The sequence below is a fragment of the Brevundimonas pondensis genome, from assembly GCF_017487345.1.
GTDB classification, from domain to species: Bacteria; Pseudomonadota; Alphaproteobacteria; order Caulobacterales; family Caulobacteraceae; genus Brevundimonas; species Brevundimonas pondensis.
On record NZ_CP062006.1, the window covers coordinates 632383 to 645602 of the forward strand.

13 protein-coding genes are annotated in these 13220 nt (G+C 67.8%); 4 read left to right on the plus strand and 9 right to left on the minus strand.

Features of this window, described 5'->3' with window-relative positions:
- Positions 1-147 precede the first annotated feature (147 nt).
- From IFE19_RS03430 to IFE19_RS03445, 4 genes are all read left to right on the plus strand, one after another.
- Complete coding sequence (locus tag IFE19_RS03430) at positions 148-1851, plus strand: alkaline phosphatase family protein (RefSeq protein WP_207825681.1); 1704 nt, start codon at positions 148-150, stop codon at positions 1849-1851.
- Between the two features lie 134 nt (positions 1852-1985).
- Positions 1986-3440 (plus strand): pyruvate kinase, encoded by a 1455-nt coding sequence (pyk, locus tag IFE19_RS03435; RefSeq protein WP_207825683.1) that lies wholly within the window; start codon positions 1986-1988, stop codon positions 3438-3440.
- A 9-nt stretch (positions 3441-3449) separates the two neighbouring features.
- The gene (locus IFE19_RS03440) at positions 3450-4490 is read left to right on the plus strand and encodes a DNA adenine methylase (protein ID WP_207825685.1); all 1041 of its coding nucleotides are present in this window, start codon (positions 3450-3452) and stop codon (positions 4488-4490) included.
- Between the two features lie 37 nt (positions 4491-4527).
- Positions 4528-4677 (plus strand): hypothetical protein, encoded by a 150-nt coding sequence (locus tag IFE19_RS03445; RefSeq protein WP_207825687.1) that lies wholly within the window; start codon positions 4528-4530, stop codon positions 4675-4677.
- On the opposite strand, the gene IFE19_RS03450 is transcribed toward IFE19_RS03445, so the two are convergent.
- The 9 genes from IFE19_RS03450 to IFE19_RS03490 form a co-directional block, all read right to left on the minus strand.
- Positions 4674-5324 carry a ribonuclease HII gene (locus tag IFE19_RS03450; protein WP_404822153.1) on the minus strand — a complete coding sequence of 217 codons (651 nt, stop codon included), beginning with the start codon at positions 5322-5324 and terminating at the stop codon, positions 4674-4676. The two genes, IFE19_RS03445 and IFE19_RS03450, sit on opposite strands and share 4 nt — an antisense overlap.
- Before the next feature lie 125 nt (positions 5325-5449).
- A complete protein-coding gene (locus tag IFE19_RS03455) occupies positions 5450-5827 on the minus strand; it encodes a hypothetical protein (RefSeq protein WP_207825688.1) in 378 nt (125 codons plus the stop codon).
- An 87-nt stretch (positions 5828-5914) separates the two neighbouring features.
- The gene (locus IFE19_RS03460) at positions 5915-6520 is read right to left on the minus strand and encodes a DNA-3-methyladenine glycosylase I (protein ID WP_207825689.1); all 606 of its coding nucleotides are present in this window, start codon (positions 6518-6520) and stop codon (positions 5915-5917) included.
- Positions 6521-6791: 271 nt separating this feature from the next.
- Entirely contained in the window at positions 6792-7772 is a 981-nt protein-coding gene (locus IFE19_RS03465; RefSeq protein WP_207825691.1) for a TraB/GumN family protein, read from the minus strand.
- Between the two features lie 60 nt (positions 7773-7832).
- On the minus strand, positions 7833-8033 hold the full coding sequence (locus IFE19_RS03470; protein ID WP_207825693.1) for a helix-turn-helix transcriptional regulator: 201 nt from the start codon (positions 8031-8033) through the stop codon (positions 7833-7835).
- Entirely contained in the window at positions 8030-8482 is a 453-nt protein-coding gene (locus tag IFE19_RS03475; RefSeq protein ID WP_207825695.1) for a hypothetical protein, read from the minus strand. Before IFE19_RS03475 ends, IFE19_RS03470 begins: the two co-directional genes overlap by 4 nt.
- 102 nt (positions 8483-8584) lie before the next feature.
- Positions 8585-9379 carry a CAF17-like 4Fe-4S cluster assembly/insertion protein YgfZ gene (ygfZ, locus tag IFE19_RS03480; RefSeq protein ID WP_207825696.1) on the minus strand — a complete coding sequence of 265 codons (795 nt, stop codon included), beginning with the start codon at positions 9377-9379 and terminating at the stop codon, positions 8585-8587.
- 63 nt (positions 9380-9442) lie between these two features.
- Positions 9443-10699, minus strand: a complete 1257-nt coding sequence (locus IFE19_RS03485) for a D-amino acid dehydrogenase (RefSeq protein ID WP_207825698.1) — start codon at positions 10697-10699, stop codon at positions 9443-9445.
- Positions 10700-10846: 147 nt separating this feature from the next.
- A complete protein-coding gene (locus tag IFE19_RS03490; protein ID WP_207825700.1) occupies positions 10847-13210 on the minus strand; it encodes a glucan 1,4-alpha-glucosidase in 2364 nt (787 codons plus the stop codon).
- Positions 13211-13220 lie beyond the last annotated feature (10 nt).

Genomic DNA, 13220 nt, shown 5'->3' on the forward strand with positions numbered 1-13220 from the left:
GGGGGCGAATTCGGTCAAGCTGGACGCAGGCCGCCGGTAGTCACGACAGCTTGAGCATTTAGGACGAGCCAAAGGATGGAGTCGTCTTGGCTCCGTCATGTCCGGGGGCTAGTCACGCAGGGCTTCTTCGTCGTTCCTGGTGCCTTCATGATCTTTCGCCGTGTTCTCGCCTCAGCGCTGGCCAGCGCGCTCATGTCCGGAGCCGCTCTTCCGGCTCTGGCTCTGCAGGCGGGGCCGTCCGTCACGACGGGTCCGGGGACGAACGGTCGCGCAACACCGCCGCTGGTCGTGACCATCGTGGTCGATCAGTTCAGCGCCAACCTGTTCAACCAGTATCGCAGCCGGTTCACCGGGGGTCTGCGGACCCTGGCCGATCAGGGCATGGTGCACGTCAACGGCTATCAGACCCACGGCCTGACCGAGACCTGCCCCGGCCACTCCACCGTCCTGACCGGGATGCATCCGGCCGAGACCGGCATTCCCGCCAACGACTGGGTCGATCCGGCCACGGGCAAGGAAGTCTATTGCCTGGCCGCGCCGCAGAACACGCTGGCGCACGGCGAGAACACCGACAACGGCCCGGTGGGGCCCGACCAGCTGATGGTCTCGACCCTGGCCGACTGGTTGAAGGAACAGAGCCCGCAGAGCCGCATCTTCGCCGTGTCGGGCAAGGATCGCGGCGCGATCAACCTGAACGGCCACAAGGGCGACGGGGCCTACTGGTTCACCGACGGATTCGGCCTGACCACCTATGTCGAGCCGGGACAGAGCGCCGAGGCGCGGCTGGCGCCGGTGGCGGCCTTCAACACCCGCTTCCGCGCCATGAGCGCCAATCCCGCGCCCTACTGGACGGGCGCTTTCGGCGACTGTCAGGGGCTGGACGGCGACTGGACCATTCGCGGCCAGACCTTCCGCGCGGCCGTGCCGCCGGCCAACCCGGTGTTCGACACCTCGCCAGCGCTCGACGAGGCGACCCTGGTGGCGGCCGCCGACCTGCTGCAGACGCAGCAGCTGGGCCGTCGCGGGATCACTGACATGCTGGGCGTCAGCCTGTCGGCCACCGATCGCATCGGCCACAGCTTTGGCACGCAGGGGCCGGAAATGTGCGAGCAGATGCACCGTCTGGACGCGGCGCTCGGGCTGTTCCTGAACAGGCTGCCCGAAGGGGCGCTGGTGGTTCTGACGGCCGACCACGGCGGTTCGGACTTTGTCGAACGCCTGCATGACCATGGCTATCCGCACGCGCATCGCGCCGATCTGGAGCTAGTGGCGCGGGTCAATCAGGCGCTGAAGGCGCGCTTCAACCTGGAGGTCAATCCGCTGCAGCAGGGCGGCAGCGGCCTGATGGTGGCCGGTCGTGGCGGGGTGGCGCTGCCCGATCCGCTGCGGACCGAGGTCGCGAACGCGGCGGTCGAGATGTTGAAGGCCAATCCCGAGATCGCCTTCGTCGCCACGCGCGACGAGGTGCTGACGGACGCGATCCCCGCCTCGAACAATCCCGACATGTTGACCTTGCGCGAACGCGCGCGCTTGAGCGCCGTGGCGGGACGGTCGCCGGATATCCTGATCTTCTACGCCCAGAACGTGGTGCCGGGCGGCGGCGTCGGCCGCGCCATCAGCGGCCACGGCACGCCTTTCGACTATGACCGTCGCGTGCCGATCATCTTCTGGACCAAGGGCGCCGAAGGCCAGAGCCCGAATCCGGGACAGGAGCGCTTCTTGCCGATCCGCACCGTCGACATCGCCCCGACCCTGGCCCACGTCATGGGCGTGAGCGCGCCGGAGGTCGAAGGTCGTTGCATTGACCTGCCTGGCTTCGCGGCGGGGCGCTGTGAGACGCAAAAGCCGTAACGTCGTGTTTCAGGGCTCATAAACTCGTGTTTCGGGCCGGGGGCGTGGTCTTACGCCCCCGGCTTTTCATTGGCACAAGGGATCAAGGCCTCTGAGGGGAGGCCGTGGCCGTCAGAGCCGCTTGAGGAAACACCATGAACAGAGCCCGCCGCGCGCGCATCGTTGCGACCCTTGGACCCGCGAGCCGCTCGCCCGCGACCGTCAAGGCGCTGGCCCAGGCCGGGGTGGACGTCTTCCGCCTGAACTTCAGCCACGGCTCGCACGAGGATCACGCCGCCGCCCTGAAGGCCGTGCGCGGCGCCGAGATGGCGCTGAAGCGTCCGCTCGGCGTGCTGGCCGACCTGCAGGGGCCGAAGCTGCGGCTGGGCCGATTCGCTGACGTCGAGATCGCCATCAAGCCGGGGCACCGGATGCGCTTCGACCTGAACCCGGAACTCGGCGACGAGACGCGGGTGCAGATGCCGCACCCGGAAATCTTCAAGGCCCTGCGCACCGGGATGCTGCTGCTGATCGACGACGGGCGCATCCGCCTGCGGGTCGGCGAGCGCACCGACGAATGGGCCGACGTGACGGTCGAGAGCGGCTCGAAGTTGTCGGACCGCAAAGGCGTGGCCGTGCCCGAGGCCGTCATCCCGGTTTCCGCCCTGACCCCCAAGGATCGCGAGGATCTGGCCTTCGCCCTGCGTCTCGGCGTCGACTGGGTGGCCCTCAGCTTCGTGCAGAAGGCCGAGGACATGGCCGAGCTTAAGCGGATCGTGAACGGTCAGGCCGCCTGTCTGGCCAAGATCGAGAAGCCCCAGGCCCTGAACGACCTCGAGAGCATCCTCGACTACTGCGACGGCGTCATGGTCGCGCGCGGCGACCTCGGCGTCGAGATGGACCCCGAAGAAGTGCCGGTGGCCCAGAAGAAGATCCTGCGCGCCGCCCGCCAGCGTGGCGTTCCGGCCATCGTGGCGACCCAGATGCTGGAGTCGATGACCAGCTCGCCCGCCCCGACGCGGGCCGAGGCCTCGGACGTGGCAAACGCCGTCTATGAGGGCGCGGACGCCCTGATGCTGTCGGCCGAGACGGCCTCGGGGGATTATCCGCTGGAAGCCGTGCAAATCATGAACCGCATCATGGAACGGGTGGAACAGGACCCCCTGTGGCCCGGCCTGATGGACGCCGAGCACGCGGGCATGGACATCCACGACGTCGACGCCCTGGTGGCGGCGGCGAGGAAGGCGGCCGAGGCGGCCTCGACCGCCTGCATGGTGGTGTTCACGACCCTGGGCGGGACGGCGCGACGGATGTCGCGCGAACGGCCGCTTCAACCTGTTTTGGCCCTGACGCCCAAGCCCGAGACGGCGCGACGTCTGGCCCTGGTCTGGGGGCTGGAGCCGCGTCTGGGCGACCAGCCGACCTCGCTGGAGGGCCTGACCGATGATGCGGTCGAGAGCGCCATGATCTATGGTCTGGCCGAGGCCGGGCAACGCATCCTGATCCTGGCCGGAACGCCTTTCGGCGCGCCGGGGGCCGCGAATCTGTTGCGTCTGGCCCATGCTCCGGCCCATGTTCCCGAAAGGGCGAAGCGCGCCCGGAAGACCTGACGGGACGGAATGATCAAGTACATCGGCTCAAAGCGCGCGCTTCTGGGCCATGTCACGGGTGCGGTGCGCGCCGCCCTGCCGGACGGCGGGACGGTGTGCGACCTGTTTTCCGGCTCGGCCCGCGTGGGTCATGCGCTGAAGCGGCAGGGGTTCCGGGTCTGGTCGAACGACCACAACGCCTATGCCCACACCCTCGCCACGGCCTATGTCCAGGCTGACCGTGAACGCTGGGCGACGCAGGCGGAAGGCATCCTGAGCGAGCTGCGGACGGTGACGCCCGAGGCCGGCTGGTTCACCAAGGCCTTCTGCGAAGACGCCCGCTTCTTCCATCCCGACAACGGCGCCCGCATCGACGCCATGCGCACCCGCATCGAGGCCATGGGGCTGGAGCCGGAACTGAAGGCCGTAGTCCTGGTCGCCCTGATGGAGGCGGCGGACCGGGTGGACTCCACCGCCGGTCTGCAGATGGCCTATATGAAGCAGTGGGCGCCGCGGGCGCTGAAGCCGCTGGAGCTGCGGTTGCCGGACCTGCTGCCGGGCGTGGCGGCGGGGGCTTGCCGGGCGACGCAGGGCGACGCGGTCGAGATCGCCGATCAGGTCGAGGCGGACCTCGTTTACCTGGACCCGCCCTATAACCAGCACTCCTATCTGGCCAACTACCACTGCTGGGAAAGCCTGGTGCTGTGGGACAAGCCCGAGACCTATGGCGTGGCCAACAAGCGGGTGGACGTGAGGACTCGCAAGAGCCCGTTCAACAGCCGCCCCGGCATCGGCCCGGCCCTGCAATCCGTGGTCGAGCGGCTGAAGACGTCTAACCTGATCGTCAGCTTCAACGACGAAGGCTATCTGAGCCGCGATGACCTGACGGCCATGCTGTCGGCGCGCGGCCATGTGCAGGTGGTCGAGATTCCGCGCCCCCGCTACGTCGGCGCCCGTATCGGCATCCATAATCTGAAGGGTGAAAAGGTCGGGGCGGTCGGCCGCCTGCGCAATGTCGAGCACCTGTTCGTCGTGACCGAAAAGCCACTGAGCCTGCCGGTCGCCGCCTGACGCGGAACCAAGACGCGGGGATGCGGTTACAGGCGGCATGAGTGCCTCGACTGATCGTACGCCTGACAAGTCTTCCGCATCCCGTCGCCGGTCGCCGAACGGACTGCCGAACTGGTTGTTTATCGTGCTGGTCGCGGCGGTGGTCGTGATCCTGGGCCTGCTGGTCGCGGGCGCGACGGGCGGCTAGGCGATTTCCAGCAGGGCCTTGATCGGGGCCCAGCTGCGACGGTGCGCGGGGCAGGGGCCGAGGGTGTTCAGCGCGGTCTGGTGGATGGGGGCGTTGTAGCCCTTGTGGCGGGCGAAGCCGTAGCCGGGATAGACGGCGTCCATCTCGATCATCAACCGATCACGCGCCGTCTTGGCCAGGATGGAGGCCGCGGCGATGGACAGGGAACGGCTGTCGCCCTTGACCACGGGGGTCACCGCGCAGGGCAGTTTGAAGCGGTAGTTGCCGTCCACCAGGGCGTGAACCGGCGGATGGGCCAGGGCCTCGACCGCGCGGCGCATGGCCAGGCCGGTGGCGTGCAGGATGTTCAGTTCATCGATCTCCTCGACCGAGGCGAAGCCGACGCCCCAGGCCAGGGCGCGCGCCTTGATCTCGGGCTCCAGCGCGGCGCGGCGCTTTTCGGTCAGGGCCTTGGAGTCGTCGATGCCCGGCGGCAGGTCGTCGGGGTTCAGGATCACCGCCGCCGCCGACACCGGCCCCGCCCAGGGCCCGCGCCCCGCTTCGTCCACGCCGCAGACATGGCCGTTCCAGGTCGCGCGCGCCTCAAGCTCCAGCATCAGGGTGGGGAAGGGGCGGTCAGATTTGGCGGAGGCTTTGGACGCAGTCATCGCGCGTCAGTGCCATGAACCAGCGCAGGGCGGAAGCAGCCCGGTCGCCTGATAGTGTCGTTTGGCGGGAAGCGGGCGGTTTGAAGGGCTGCTAAGGGTGGGAAGCGGACGGAATGTTGGATCGTTTAGCGACTGGGGCGATCAGGCTTTTCTACAAAGCTCCATCCGACGGTTCGGCCCTCTGCATTAAGGTACACATCCACAAGATCGCCATTCGTTGGCGTGCGTTGCATGTGCGCACACGGATTATCGACGGACACATAGAAGATCACTTCGACGGGCTCCGATGGTAACTGACCCATCCGAAGCGCACGTGGTTGCACGAGCGCCGCGCGGCGCGTCGATGTCTCAAGAGCGCCGTCATCGGGGATGATCCCGATCACCTCACCGTGGAACCGCGTCGAGAACTCTGATGGCGGGATAAAAATCGGCGGGTCACAATAGACCGCTTGAAAATCTGACGTCTGCGCCACCAAGACAATCAAAGCTGCTGCTATCGACACTGCATCCACCTTCTACGGGGCCACAGGCTACATCCTCTCCGAAGGACTGCAACGGGTCGTAGGCGGACAATTGCAAGTGTCCTGAAGTCAGACGTTGGCGGTATCCGCCGCACCCACCTTCCCATGCCGGAAGCACGTCGTCTGGTGATCGTTGACCATGCCGACCGCCTGCATGAAGGCGTAGGTGATGACGGGGCCGCAGAATTTGAAGCCGCGCGCCTTCAAGGCCTTGGCCATTGCGAGGCTTTCGGCGGTTTGGGTCGGGGCTTCGCGGAAATGGCTCCACTGGTTCACCAGCGGTTTGCCGCCGACGAAGGACCACAGCCATGCCGAGAAGTCTTCGCCCCTGTCCCTCATGTCCAGCCAGATGCGGGCGCCGTTGATGGCGGCGTCGATCTTGGCGCCTGAGCGGATGATGCGCGGGTCGGCCAGCAGCCGGGCGCGGTTCGCCTCGCCATAGCGGGCGACGATCTCGGGGTCGAAACCGTCGAAGGCGTCGCGCATCCCCTCGCGCTTTCTCAGGATGGTGATCCAGGCCAGCCCGGCCTGGAAGCCGTCCAGCACCAGCTTCTCCCACAGGGCGCGGGGATCGTACTCGGGCACGCCCCATTCGGTGTCATGATAGGCGATGTAGAGCGGGTCGGTCGTCCCGCACCAGCCGCAGCGGCCCTCGGCCTTTTCGGATTCGGTCATGGGGCGATGTTGCGGGAATGTTCCAATGGCGCAAGGTCCAAAACCCTCGTCATCCTCCGGCAAGCCGCGAAGCGGCGCTGACCGGGGGACCCAGCGGCGACCGGAGGGCGAAAACCCACGCATAGCGCTTGCTGTGAAGATCGCCTGCGGCGCCGCTGGGTCCCCCGGTCTCGCTTCGCTCGCCGGAGGATGACGGAAGGAAGGAGGGGCTGCCGGACAGCGAAAAGGCCCGGCGTTTCCACCGGGCCTCTCGTATCGCAGGGCGTGTGGCCTACAGCCGTTCGACGGTGTAGCCGCGGGCCTTCAGCATATCGATGACGCTGTCCTGATCGGCCAGGTGGGCGGCGCCGACGGCGACGAAAGCGGCGCCGGAACCCTTCATCATCGTCTCGATCTGGTCGGTCCAGTCGGCGTTGCGCACGATCAGGGCGGCGCGGTGGATGTCCTCGTGCACGTCGCGGGTTGAGAGGCGGTTCAGGCGGCCGACCTCGGCGGCGTCGCCCTTGAGCCAGGCGGCGACGGTCTGGTCCAGGTTGGCGACGACGCCGTCGCCGTTGCGGACATAGTGGTTCAGATAGGCGATCTGGGCCTCTTCGCTCATGCCGGCGATCAGGCGCACCTGAATGTCGGCGGTTTCGAAGCCGTGGAGGGTTTTACCTTCGGCCCGGGCGCGATCCATCAGGGTCTTGTCCGCTCCGGCGTCGGGGCGGTAGCCGGCGTTGGTGGCCGGGGACATGGATATCAGGAAGGCCGCCAGCCAGGGGCGATAGGCGTCCAGCGCCGCGCCGGTGGCGCCATTGGCCTGGGCGACCTTGTCGAAGGCGGCGAAGTCCTCGGGCGTCAGGATGGACGACAGGGGGCGGGACGGATCGACGCCGTGCTGCTGGATCACCGGCATGACGGCGGCCTGATCGTCCTGATTGGCGATCTCGACCCAGACGTCCGAGGCGGAGGCGAAGGCGGCGTCCACCTTGTCCGATCCCCAGGCGGTGCCAGGACGCAGAACGTGGACGGTCCCGAACAGATAGACTGTGGAGTCCGCGTCCCTGACCACCCACAGCGGCGGGCCGGCGCCCTCGGCGCGGGGGATGGGGGCGACAGCGGCGGCGGGTGCTGGGGCGGCGGCTTGCTGGGCGTGGGCGGCGCCGGGGAAGGCGGCGAGGGCGGCGCTGGCGGCCAGGGCGGCGCAGGCGCCGAGGGCCAGGCGCGAGACGTGACTGGCCGTACGGCCCATGCGGTTGGCGCAGGTCATTGGTTAGTCCTTTGAATGTCTGTGTGTTTTGAAGATTGGCGGGCGCGGGGCCTGCCGAAATCACTGGACGAAGATGGCTTCGATCGGTCGGCCGAAGAGGCGCGAGATGCGGAAGGCCAGAGGCAGGGAGGGGTCGTAGCGGCCCTTTTCCAGCGCCTGGACGGTTTGACGGGAGACGCCGAGCTGCTCGGCGAGGTCGGCCTGGGTCCAGTTGCGCTCGGCGCGGCAGACCTTGAGACGGTTGACGAACTCGCTGGTCATCGGCGGGCCACCCACCAGCCGCACCAGGCGATGCCGTAGCCGACGGCCTGGGCGGCGAAGGCGGCGACGACGCCGAGCGCGATCAGGGCGGTGTCGGTGTGGGGCACGCGGGCCGGCAACAGGTCGGCTCCGTTCAGGGCGGCGATGACGACGGCGGCGCCGCCGGCGATGAAGCCCAGGTTGCCGCCCCACCACCAGGCCCACTTGTGGGCTTCCTGGGCGGCCTCATCCAGGTTGCGCCACCAGTAGAGGGTGTGCAAGGCCAGAAAGACGGCCAGACCGGCGGCCAGGACGACCACGCCGATCGACGGGGCCTGACCCCAGGCGGCGGGCCAGAAGGGGGTGGCGGCGGTGGCGCTGACGCCGACCACGGTGAGGGCGCACAGGCCGACCGTCAGGTCGTCCATCTTCTTCTTGTTGGCGGCGATGGCCTTGGTTGTGGTGTTCATGACAAGCTCCCCTGTCGTTGTGACAAGTGAACTTTACCAACGTGGCGTTTTGCGTCAAGCGACTTTTACATCATGACAAGCAGATTTTCCGTCTTTTCGAAATTAGCCTTGAAAATCAGGGATCCAGCTGGGCTTTTCGACACGCACGGGGCGACCATCGACGCTCAGATCGCCCTCCAGACGGTCCAGACGCATCAGGGCGATGGCGCGGCCGTCGGCGCCGGTCATGACCTCGCCAGCGCGAAGTTCGCCGTTCAGCACCTCGGCGCCGCGCTCGGGGGCAGGGCCGTCGAAGGCGATGGCCATCATGCGGTTCTTGATCACGCCGCGCCGCTTCATCCGCGAGGTCGTTTCCTGACCAATGAAACAGCCCTTGTGGAAGTCGATGCCGTTCAGCAGGTCGAAATCGGCCTCGATGGGATAGGTCTTGTCCAGCAGCGCATCCTTCGTGGGATCGGGCACGCCGAGCGCCAGCCGGTGGGCCTGCCAGTCGGCCTCGGTCGCGTCGGTCTCGCATTGATCGCCCCAGCGACGGCCGCCGAGGGCGGGCAGGCGGGGATCGGGGGCGAAGCCCTCGGGGGTGTCGCCGCCCCAGGCGACGAAGACGGCGTCGGGGATGGGCATGACCTCGACGTTGGAGCGGAGCTTGTACATCGACAGGCGCTGAGCCAGGGCGTCGCGCCGCTCGGCTGCAACATCCAGCACCACGCCGTTCTCCTCGCCCCACAGGAAGAGGTCGAACAGCAGACGACCAGGCGGGGACAGCAGGGCGCCGAAGCGCAAGGCGCCGGGCGCAAGCGTCTCCACGTCCTGCGTCAGCAGGTTGTGCAGGAAGGGGCGGGCGTCAGGGCCGGTGACGCGGATCAGAGCGCGGCTGTCGAGGCGGGCGATGGACATGCGGCCAAGATAGGCATGCGGGCGCGCCGTCTCCAGCCTGTCTGTCGTTTGAAACGCCGGGATTCAACGCCCGTAGCGCGCGATCCCCAGGTCGGCGGTCTCGATGTCGGGGGTCTGGCCGCTGATCAGGTCGGCGATGACGCGAGCTGAGCCGCAGGCCATGGTCCAGCCCAGGGTGCCGTGACCCGTGTTCAGGAACAGGTTGTCCAGCTTGGTCTTGCCGATGACCGGGGTGCCGTCCGGCGTCATGGGACGCAGGCCGGACCAGTAGGTCGCCGCCTTCAGGTCGCCGGCGCCGGGGAAGAGCGAACCCACCGAATGCTCCAGCGTATTGCGGCGCTGTTCCGGCAGGACGTTGTTGTAGCCCGAGATCTCGGCCATGCCGCCGACGCGGATGCGGTCGCCCAGACGGGTGATCGCCACCTTGTAGCTCTCGTCCATGATGGTCGAGACGGGGGCGGCGGGCTCGTCGATGATCGGGGCCGTGATCGAATAGCCCTTCACCGGATAGACCGGCAGAGTCATGCCCAGCGGCTTGACCATCTGCGGCGAATAGGACCCCAGGGCCAGGACATAGGCGTCGGCGGTGATCACGCCCTTGTCGGTCTGGACGCCCGAGATGCGGCCCTTGTCGGTGATCAGGGCCTTGATGGCGGTGTCATAGAGGAAGGTCACGCCTTGCCCCGTGGCCACATCGCCCAGAGCATTGGTGAACTTGAAGCAGTCGCCGGTCTCGTCTTTCGGCAGGCGCAGGCCGCCGACGAACAGGTCGCGCGTGGCCGCCAGGCCCGGCTCGGCGGCGATGCAGCCGTCCTGATCCAGCACCTCGAACGGCACGCCGCCTTCGCGCAGGACCTCGGTGTCCTTGTAGATGCCGTCCAGCTGCTTCTGGGTGCGGAACAGCTGCAGGGTGCCCTGGGTGCGGTGGTCGTACTGCAGGCCCAGCTCGGCGTTCAGGGCGGTCTGCACCTCCTGGCTGTATTCGGCCAGGCGCACCATCCGCGCCTTGTTCAGGGCATAGCGAGCCGAGGTGCAGTTCCTCAGCAGGGCCAGCAGCCAACGCACGGTCGCCACATTCATGTGGGGCTGAAGGATCAGCGGGGCGTGGCGCATGAACAGCCACTTGACCGCCTTGGCCGGGATGCCGGGCGCCGCCCAGGGCGAGGAATAGCCGGGCGAGATCTCGCCAGCGTTGGCGAAGCTGGTCTCCAGCGCCGGGCCGCTCTGACGGTCGATCACCGTGACCTCATGGCCGGCCTTGGCCAGATAATGGGCCGTCGTCACCCCGATGACGCCGGCGCCCAGGACTGCGATCTTCATGGTCTTGACCTTACGCGAAGTTCCCCGCGCCAGTTCCCTAGACCAGTTTTTGCGTTTGTCGAGCGTCCACGGAATGTGTGCGCTGCAACATGTCGTCTTGTTGAAACGGTTCGGCCCGGATCGCGCTGATCCGGGCCGATTATTTGCTCACTTTATGAAGCGTTCCTCGACCGGGGCGTAGCGGTCCCACACCGCCCTGTCCGCCAGCGACCGCAGCAGCTTCAGGTATTCGGCGTGCGTCCAGGCCAGGGGGGTGGCCGAGTTGGTGCCTTCGCCCATGGCCTCCTGGTGTGCGGTCGGAACGCCGACCCCGTCCCAGACCTGTTCGGGCAGCAGCAGGCCGGCGTTGGCGAAGCGCTCCATGCCGCGCACATAGGTCTGGCGGATGGCGGTCAGCGACGCCGCGTCGGCGGTTCCGGCCTGAAGCGCGCGAGCCAGTTCATAGTGGCCGCGTTCGCCGGTGAAGAAGGGCCAGACCCGGCCGCGTTGGCCCGGCGCCATGATCCCGCCGACGCCGTAACCCTTGCCGTCCGACACGTCCTCGCCATAGCCGTCGACGCCATAGCGGCGCCAGCCGGGCGTCGTGTCGTCCGCCGGGCCGAAGTCGTAGCGGACGCGGTACATGTCCTCGCGCGCCGTGTCGTCGTACTCGCCCAGGGTCGCCACGACATGCTCGTCATCGGCGGCCCGCACGCCATAACGCACCAGCTCCAGGAAGCCGCCGTCGATTACGCGGTCCTCGGGCGGCGTGATCTGGCCATTGGCCTCGCCGATCGGGGCCTTGTCGTTCGGATCGGTGTTGCGGGTGATGCGGACATAGTAGCGCCCGTCACCGAAATCGCCGTTGGTGGTGAACATGATGGCCTCGATCTGCGAGGCGTAGCGATCGGCGGCGGTCTGATAGCGCGCGGCGCCCGGCGCATCGCCTGCGGCCCGCGCCATCTCGGCGGCCACCGTCAGACCGGCCACCACGGCGGCGGTGCTGGACGGGGAATAGCCCTGCTGCTCCTCCCAACGTTCCTGCTGGGTGAAGGGCGGACGGATCTCGTTCCGGTTCCAGTCGATGTCCACCTGACCGCCGTCGACCAGGAAGTCGGCCGCGGGCTTCAGCATCTTCGCATACATCTCGGCCATGTCGGCGTCGGACAGCCAGCCCATGGTCCACAGGCGATGGCCCAGCATGATAGGCATGGCCGTCTGGTCCAGCTGGACCGCCATCCATTCCAGCGTGCCGTCCACGTGGGTCTTCTGCAGGAACCAGCCGCCGTCGCCCTTGTTGCCGGGCGTGTTCGGCCCGACCTGGACCTGGGGCAGGTAGTGGAAGGCCGCCAGCGGGGTGTCACGGTCGCCCAGGGCCGCAAAGGCCATGGCCACCTGATAGAAGTCGCGCGGCCAGACCGCCTTGTAGCCGGTCGAGGGCTTGGACGCGTCCACCGTGTCGCCCCAGGGGTTGGACAAGGAGGCGATCAGGGCGCCGGCGTGGGTGTGGTCCTCCTGCACCTTCAGCATCAGCGCCGAGGCATAGGCCAGCTTGCCGCCGTCCGCGCCCTGCGCCGCGACGCGCGGCAGTTCGGTCAAGGAAGCGACATAGTCCTCCCAGCCCACGCGCTCGCCCTCGCCGTTGAAGCGCTTAAGCACCTCGTCCAAACCTGTGGCCAGGGCGGCGTCGGCTTGGGCTTCAGCGGCGGCGCGGCTGTCGCCGAAGCCGATGACGAAGTCGCGGCTCAGGCTCTGACCCTGTTCCAGGCGCGGCAGGGCGCCGGTCAGCATGATGTTTCCACCCGCATCGCCCGTGGTTGTGAAGGCGGGCAGGGCGCCGGCCTTCAACCCGGTCAGGCCGTCCGATACGCCCATGAAGCCGACGCTGGCGGCCTCGAACGGCGCGCTGGGACGTAAGGAAAGATGGACGTCGCCTTCGTGGGCGTAGAGGTCGGTCGCGGCCGCCTCGCCCCGGTCGTCCACGCCGGTGTTGGCCATGTGCGGCTCCAGCAGGACATAGGGGGTCACGCCGCCCTTCAACGCCCGCACGGTGACGCGCAGGACCAGGGCCTGACGGTCGGGGTCGGTGAAGACCTGCTTGTCGATGGCGAAACGCCCGGCCTTGTCCGTCGTCGTCACGCGATAGGCGGGCGACAGGGGGCGGCTCTCGGCGTCCTTGTGCAGGTAGTCGATGGTGAAGTCGGTGTCTGCGCCCTCGACCGCCAGACCGCTGTCGGTCATCACGGCCAGGCGCAGTTGCTTGATCTGGGCCTCGTGGATCAGGCCGTACATGGTCTCGGTCAGCACCCCGTCGGCGATGGAGAACCAGACCTTGGAGACGGTCCCGGTCGGCCCGCCGTCGCGATAGGCGCCGTCGACATAGGCCTCATAGGCCGTGCCCGCGCCGACCTTGGCGGCATAGGCCCAGGTCGGGGTCTCGCCCGGCGCGCCGGGGGCGACCTGGGCATGGGCGGCGCCGGTCAGGACGGAGGCGGCGGCGCCGGCGAGGATCAGGCTCTTGAAAACACGCATGGGAAAATCT

Excerpts from the sequence above, each read along its gene's own strand:
- IFE19_RS03460 (WP_207825689.1), bottom strand. The coding sequence starts at position 6,520 with ATGACCGAATCCGAAAAGGCCGAGGGCCGCTGCGGCTGGTGCGGGACG.
- IFE19_RS03470 (WP_207825693.1), bottom strand. The coding sequence starts at position 8,033 with ATGACCAGCGAGTTCGTCAACCGTCTCAAGGTCTGCCGCGCCGAGCGC.
- IFE19_RS03485 (WP_207825698.1), bottom strand. The coding sequence starts at position 10,699 with ATGAAGATCGCAGTCCTGGGCGCCGGCGTCATCGGGGTGACGACGGCC.
- IFE19_RS03465 (WP_207825691.1), bottom strand. The coding sequence starts at position 7,772 with ATGACCTGCGCCAACCGCATGGGCCGTACGGCCAGTCACGTCTCGCGC.
- IFE19_RS03475 (WP_207825695.1), bottom strand. The coding sequence starts at position 8,482 with ATGAACACCACAACCAAGGCCATCGCCGCCAACAAGAAGAAGATGGAC.
- IFE19_RS03440 (WP_207825685.1), top strand. The coding sequence starts at position 3,450 with ATGATCAAGTACATCGGCTCAAAGCGCGCGCTTCTGGGCCATGTCACG.
- IFE19_RS03445 (WP_207825687.1), top strand. The coding sequence starts at position 4,528 with ATGAGTGCCTCGACTGATCGTACGCCTGACAAGTCTTCCGCATCCCGT.
- IFE19_RS03430 (WP_207825681.1), top strand. The coding sequence starts at position 148 with ATGATCTTTCGCCGTGTTCTCGCCTCAGCGCTGGCCAGCGCGCTCATG.
- pyk (WP_207825683.1), top strand. The coding sequence starts at position 1,986 with ATGAACAGAGCCCGCCGCGCGCGCATCGTTGCGACCCTTGGACCCGCG.
- IFE19_RS03490 (WP_207825700.1), bottom strand. The coding sequence starts at position 13,210 with ATGCGTGTTTTCAAGAGCCTGATCCTCGCCGGCGCCGCCGCCTCCGTC.
- ygfZ (WP_207825696.1), bottom strand. The coding sequence starts at position 9,379 with ATGTCCATCGCCCGCCTCGACAGCCGCGCTCTGATCCGCGTCACCGGC.
- IFE19_RS03450 (WP_404822153.1), bottom strand. The coding sequence starts at position 5,324 with ATGACTGCGTCCAAAGCCTCCGCCAAATCTGACCGCCCCTTCCCCACC.